This is a genomic window from Actinoplanes sp. NPDC048791 (assembly GCF_040650095.1).
Classification (GTDB): Bacteria; Actinomycetota; Actinomycetes; order Mycobacteriales; family Micromonosporaceae; genus Actinoplanes.
The window spans coordinates 1-6,077 of record NZ_JBEZGQ010000502.1 but is presented as its reverse complement, the minus strand read 5'-3'; the positions used below and the strand labels follow the sequence as shown (position 1 = coordinate 6,077).

Annotated in this window: 5 protein-coding genes; 4 read left to right on the top strand and 1 reads right to left on the bottom strand. The window is 70.3% G+C overall.

Features of this window, described 5'->3' with window-relative positions; genetic code table 11:
• Positions 1 to 125 precede the first annotated feature (125 nt).
• Entirely contained in the window at positions 126 to 2,138 is a 2,013-nt protein-coding gene (locus tag AB0C29_RS29245; protein ID WP_360826631.1) for a beta-galactosidase, read from the bottom strand.
• 153 nt (positions 2,139 to 2,291) lie between these two features.
• Here AB0C29_RS29245 and AB0C29_RS29240 point away from each other — a divergent pair, with 153 nt between their 5' ends.
• The 4 genes from AB0C29_RS29240 to AB0C29_RS29225 form a co-directional block, all read left to right on the top strand.
• Positions 2,292 to 3,596, top strand: coding sequence for an extracellular solute-binding protein (locus AB0C29_RS29240; RefSeq protein WP_360826628.1), 1,305 nt, complete (start codon positions 2,292 to 2,294; stop codon positions 3,594 to 3,596).
• An 11-nt stretch (positions 3,597 to 3,607) separates the two neighbouring features.
• Positions 3,608 to 4,543, top strand: coding sequence for a sugar ABC transporter permease (locus tag AB0C29_RS29235; protein WP_360826626.1), 936 nt, complete (start codon positions 3,608 to 3,610; stop codon positions 4,541 to 4,543).
• Positions 4,540 to 5,433 (top strand): carbohydrate ABC transporter permease, encoded by an 894-nt coding sequence (locus AB0C29_RS29230; RefSeq protein ID WP_360826623.1) that lies wholly within the window; start codon positions 4,540 to 4,542, stop codon positions 5,431 to 5,433. The genes AB0C29_RS29235 and AB0C29_RS29230 overlap by 4 nt, the downstream gene beginning before the upstream one ends.
• Positions 5,434 to 5,485: 52 nt before the next feature.
• Positions 5,486 to 6,077: LacI family DNA-binding transcriptional regulator (locus AB0C29_RS29225; RefSeq protein ID WP_360826621.1), on the top strand; the 592-nt coding region annotated here is incomplete at its 3' end.

Genomic DNA, 6,077 nt, shown 5'->3' with positions numbered 1-6,077 from the left:
GGCCTGACCAGCGCCGGCCTCGAAGCCGGGGTTGCGCACGTCGGCGGGGGCTGCGTGCGCGGGTGGGGCGAGGGCGAGGACGGCCACCGCGGTGGCGGCGGCCAGGACGGGGGGTGTGCGAAGCATCAGGAACTCCTCGGGAGGGTTTGGTCGCCGCGCCGCAGGACGCGGAAGCTTCCGGCCGGGACCGGGAGGCCGTCGGCCACCACGTCCCCGGTGAGCAGCTCGACGCCGTCGCCGGGCACGACGACCTCGCTGCTCCCGTGGTTGATCGCGATCAGGTACGCGCCGGTGTCGGAGTGCCGCTCGACAACCTCCAGGGACGGGGGCAGGTCCGGCGCCAGGGGCAGGCCGGCCGCCTCGGACACCGAGTCCAGCAGAGCGGCGGTGCCCTCGGAAGTCAACCTGGTCGATGCGTAGAACGCCTGGCCTTTCCCGTACGCGTGCCGGGTGATCGCCGGCAGCCCGGCTGCCGGACCGTCGGCGTAGGACGCGAGCGCCGTGGCGCCGTGCAGTTCCAGCCGCTCCGCCCACGTGTCAGCGGTGCGGCCGTCGTCGAGCCGGACGCTGCGCCCGTCGGCCAGCGGCTCGAACTCCTCGACCCCCAGGCCGAGCAGGTCGCGCAGGGCGCCGGGATAGCCGCCGGGGTGCACGGCGTCGTGCCCGTCGACGATCCCGGAGAAGTACGACACCAGCAGCGTCCCGCCACCCGCCACGTAACGCCGCAGGTTGTCCGCCGCACCCGGGCTGAGCAGATAGCTGCTTGGCGCCACCACCAGCGGGTACGCCTCCAGCGCGCCCTCCGGATGTGCGAAGTCGACCGTCCGGTGCGCCCGCCACAACGGCTCGTAGAACGCCTCCTGCCGTTCGCGGAAGCTCAGCTCCTGCGACGGGCGCCAGGGCAGCTCGAGCCCCCACCACGACTCCCAGTCCCACAGCAGCGCCACCTCGGCGGTGATCCGGCTGTCGCGCAGCTCGGCCAGCTCGCCCAGCGCCGCGCCCAGCGCCACCACCTCACGCCACGTCCGGGTGCCGGTGCCGCCGTGCGGCAGCATCGCCGAGTGGAACTTCTCCGCGCCGAACCGCGAGGCGCGCCACTGGAAGAACAGGATGCCGTCGGCGCCGCGGGCCAGGTGCTGCATGCTGTTGCGGCCCAGCTCACCCGGTGCCTTGGTCAGGTTGCGGGGCTGCCAGTTGACCGCGTTGGTGGAGTGTTCCATCAGCAGCCAGGACCGCCCGTGGGCCACCGAGCGGGTGAGGTCGGCGCACATGGCCAGCTCGATGTGGTTGTCGGCCCGTTCGGCCTGCAGGTAGTGGTCGTTGGCGACCACGTCGACCTCGGTGCCCCACTTCCAGTAGTCGATGTTCTTGCAGTTGGCCAGCATGAAGTTGGTGGTGACCGGGATGCCCGGGGCGAGGCGGTGCAGGATGTCGCGCTCGCGCCGGAAGTTGGCCAGGTGCGCGTCCGAGCTGAACCGGAAGAAGTCCAGCTCCTGCGCCGGGTTGACGGTGGTCGGCGCGACGATCGGCGGCTCGACCTCGGCCCAGTCACCGAAGCGCTGGCTCCAGAACGTGGTGCCCCAGGCGTCGTTGAGCTTGCCCAGGTCGCCGTAGCGGTCGCGCAGCCAGTTGCGGAAGGCCGCGGCCGAGGTGGGGCAGTAGCAGAACGGGTTGGCGCCGCCGTACTCGTTGTGGGCGTGCCACAGCACCACCGCGGGGTGGCCGGCGTAGCGGCGGGCGAGCTGCTCGGTGATCCCGGCCGACGCCGCGGCGTAGGCCGGTGAGCTCGGGCAGAACGACTGCCGGGCGCCACCGCCCAGCCGCGTGCCCTCGCGGGTGATCGGGGCGGCGTCGGGGTGCCGGTGCAGGAACCACGGCGGCGGGGCGGCCGTCGGGGTGGCCAGGTCGACCGCGATGCCGGCGTCGTGCAGCAGCTCGAGGCTGCGGTCGAGCCAGCCGAACTCGTACTCGCCGGGGGCCGGCTCCAGCATCGCCCAGGCGAAGATCCCGAGGCTGACCAGGTTGACGCCGGCCTCGCGCATCAGCGCCACGTCGGCGCTCCAGACCTCTTCCGGCCACTGCTCGGGGTTGTAGTCCCCGCCGTAGGCGATCCGGTCCATCCCCGGGACGAGCGGCATGTACGGCTCCGATCTGTGAGCGCTCCCAACGTGCACAGGCATAATTGCACAGCTTCCACCTGCACAGTTAACGCATCTGCAACTCTTGACACTGTGCGTTGGTGGGTTAAGGCTGTGAGCGCTCACAGCCACCATCCCCGGAAAGGCACGATGATGAGGAAGAAGTTCGGCGCCCTGCTCGCAGTGGTGCTCGCCGCCGGCCTGAGCGCCGCCTGCACCAGCGATTCCGGTGACGCCGACCAGAGCGCGCAGCCCGGCGGCAAGGTCGAGCTCTCGTTCTGGGCCTGGGCGCCGAACATCGACAAGACCGTCGACGCCTGGAACGCCGCCAACCCCGACATCCACGTGACGCTGAGCAAGCAGGCCGGCGGCGGCGACATCGTCACCAAGCTGCTGACCGCGGCCAAGGCGGGCAACCCGCCGGACCTGGCCCAGGTGGAGTACCAGTCGCTGCCCACGCTGGTCAGCAACGACGTGCTGGCCGACATCGCCCAGGAGGCGGCGCCGGTCAAGGACAAGTTCGCCGAGGGCGTCTGGCAGCAGGTCACCCTGGGCACCGACGCGGTGTACGCGATCCCGCAGGACTCCGGCCCGATGATGTTCTACTACCGGGCCGACGAGTTCTCCAAGCTCGGCCTGACCGTGCCGAAGACCTGGGACGAGTTCGCGCAGACCGCCCGTACCGTCCGGCAGAAGGCCCCGAAGAAGTACCTGACCACCTTCTCGGCCAACGACCCGGGCTGGTTCACCGGCCTGGCCCAGCAGGCCGGCGCCTCGTGGTGGGGCATCGACGGCGAGACCTGGAAGGTCAGCGTCAACGACGCGGCCACCAAAAAGGTCGCCGACTACTGGGGTGGCCTGGTCGCCGAGGGCGCCATCGACAAGCAGCCGATGTACACCCCGGCCTGGAACAAGGCGCTCAACGACGGCACCCTGATCGCCTGGCCGAGCGCGATCTGGGCCCCCGGCGTGCTGGCCGGCAACGCGCCCGCCACCAAGGGCAAGTGGGCGATGGCCCCGATGCCGCAGTGGAGCGCCGGCGAGAACAAGACCGGCAGCTGGGGTGGCTCCTCCACCGGCATCACGGCGGCCAGCAAGAACAAGGCCGCCGCGGTGAAGTTCGCCGCCTGGATGAACGCCGACCCGGCCGCCACCGAGCTGCTCATCAAGGAGAGCGCCATCTACCCGGCCGCCCGCGACGCGCAGTCCAGCCCGCTGCTGCAGGAGCCGCCCGCCTTCTTCGCCAACCAGAAGGACTTCTACACCTCGGCCAAGGCCATCGCCGAGACCGCGTCCGGCTTCGTCTGGGGACCGAACGTCAACGTCGCCTACGACACGTACAAGGACGCCTTCGGCAAGGCGATCACCGGTAAGACACCGTTCGCCGGGGCCGTCGACACCATGCAGACGGCCACCGTGGCCGACATGCAGAAGAACGGCTTCAAGGTCGCGAGCTGAGAGGACCCGTCATGTCAACGGCCGTCACCGGCCGGCGGCGGCGAGGCGCGGCATCCCGCGGGGTGCCGTACCTCTTCCTCGCCCCGGCCATCGTGCTCTTCGTCCTCTTCCTGCTCCTGCCGATCGGCTACGCCGTCTACCTGAGCCTGCGCAAGGTCAAGGTCAGCGGCCTGGGCCTGGGCCGCAACGCGCGCACCGAGATCTTCGCCGGGCTGGAGAACTACCGCACCGCGCTGTCGGACTCCGAGCTGTGGGGCAGCGCGGGCCGGGTGCTGGCCTACGGCCTGACCCTGCTGCCCGTCATGCTGGGCCTGGCCCTGCTCTTCGCGCTGCTGCTGGACCGGCCGGGGGTCCGGCTGGCGCGCTTCTCGCGCCTGGCGATCTTCCTGCCGTACGCCGTCCCGGGCCTGATCGCCAGCATGCTCTGGGGCTTTCTCTACCTGCCGGCGGTCAGCCCGTTCACCGACCTGGCCGTGCGGCTGGGGCTGCCCGAGCCGGACCCGCTCACCGGCGGCTCGGTGTTCTTCGCCATCGTCAACATCGCGGTCTGGGGCGGCGTCGGCTTCAACATGATCGTGCTGTTCACCTCGCTGCGGGCCATCCCCTCGGAGATCTACGAGTCCGCCCGCCTCGACGGCTGCACCGAGTTCCAGCTCGCCGTCCGGATCAAGATCCCGCTGCTGATGCCCTCGCTGATCATGACCACGGTCTTCTCGCTGATCGCCACCCTGCAGGTCTTCACCGAGCCGCTGACCGTGCGCTCGCTGACCAACTCCATCTCCTCGACGTGGACCCCGCTCATGAAGATCTACCGCGACGCGTTCGCGCAGAACGACATCTACTCGGCCGCCGCCAGCTCGGTGCTGATCGCCGGGATCACGCTCGTGGTCTCGTTCGGCTTCCTGCGGCTGGTCCAGCGGCAGGCGTTCGGAAGCGAGGAGCGATGACAGCGCTCGCCACCTCCGTACCGGTGCGGGACGACCGGGATCCGGCGGCGCCGCGCCGGCGGTCCCGGCGGCGCACCGCCTGGTTGCCGACCGCCGTGCTGCTGATCGGGGCGGTCTACTGCCTGCTGCCGGTGGCCTGGGTGGTCGCCGCGTCGACCAAGAGCGGGTCGTCGCTGTTCACCACCTTCACGTTCGCCCCGGGCGGGGACTTCCTCACCAACCTCGGCGACCTCTCCGAAGGCGGTGTCTACTGGAAGTGGATGCTCAACTCCCTGCTGTACGCCGGGGCCGGCGGTCTGCTGTCGGCGTCCGTGTCCGGGCTGTCCGGTTACACGCTGGCCAAGTACCGGTTCCCCGGGCGCGGCGTCATCTTCAACGTGCTGCTGGCCGGGGTGCTGGTGCCCGGGGTCACGCTGGCCATCCCGCAGTACCTGCTGCTGGCCAAGGTGGGGATGACCGACACGTACTGGGCGGTGCTGCTGCCGAACATCCTCAGCCCGTACGGGATCTATCTGGCCCGGATCTATGCCGCCGCGGCCGTGCCGGACACCGTGCTCGAGGCCGCCCGCACCGACGGGGCGTCCGAGGGCCGGATCTTCGGCCGGGTGGCCCTGCCGATGATGCTGCCCGGGCTGGTCACGGTCTTCCTGTTCCAGTTCGTGGCCATCTGGAACAACTTCCTGCTGCCGTTCGTGATGCTCTCCGACGACGACAAGTTCCCGGTGACCGTCGGCCTGTTCACATTGCTGAACCAGGGTCAGACCGTGCCCGCCCTCTACAGCGTCGTGATCATCGGGGTATTGATCTCCATCGTGCCGCTGATCGCGCTCTTCCTGCTGCTGCAACGCTACTGGCGCCTGGATCTGGTCTCCGGGTCGGTGAAAGGCTGATGACCAGGCAACCCGGCTGCGCGGTGGTGCGGGCGGGCGGGAGAATGTGACCGTGACCGAGCCCAGCCGACTCCGCTCCCGCCCGACGATGGACGACGTCGCGGCGGTGGCCGGCGTCTCCCGCGGCACGGTCTCCCGGGTCCTCAACGGCGGTCACAACGTCAGCCGGCAGGCCCTGGCGGCGGTCGAGCGCGCGATCAGCAAAACCGGGTACGTGGTGAATCAGCACGCGCGCAGCCTGGTCACCCAGCGCTCGGGCTCGGTCGCCTTCATCCTCTCCGAGCCGCAGGACAAGCTCTTCGAGGACCCCAATTTCAACAACCTGCTGCGCGGCTGCACCCAGGTCCTGGCCGAGCACGACATCACCCTGCTGCTGACCGTGGCCGCCACCGGCGAGGACCGCCAGCGGATCGGCCGCTGGGTCACCGCCGGGCACGTCGACGGCGCGTTGCTGGTCTCCAACCACCTGGGCAGCCCGCTGATCGCCGAGCTCAAGGAGCGCGGGCTGCCGTTCGTGGTCTGCGGCCGGCCGCTGGGCCAGGAACGCGACGACACCTACGTGGCCTCCGACGACCGTGACGGTGCCCGGCAGATGACCGAATACCTGCGCTCGACCGGTCGCCGCCGGATCGCCATCATCACCG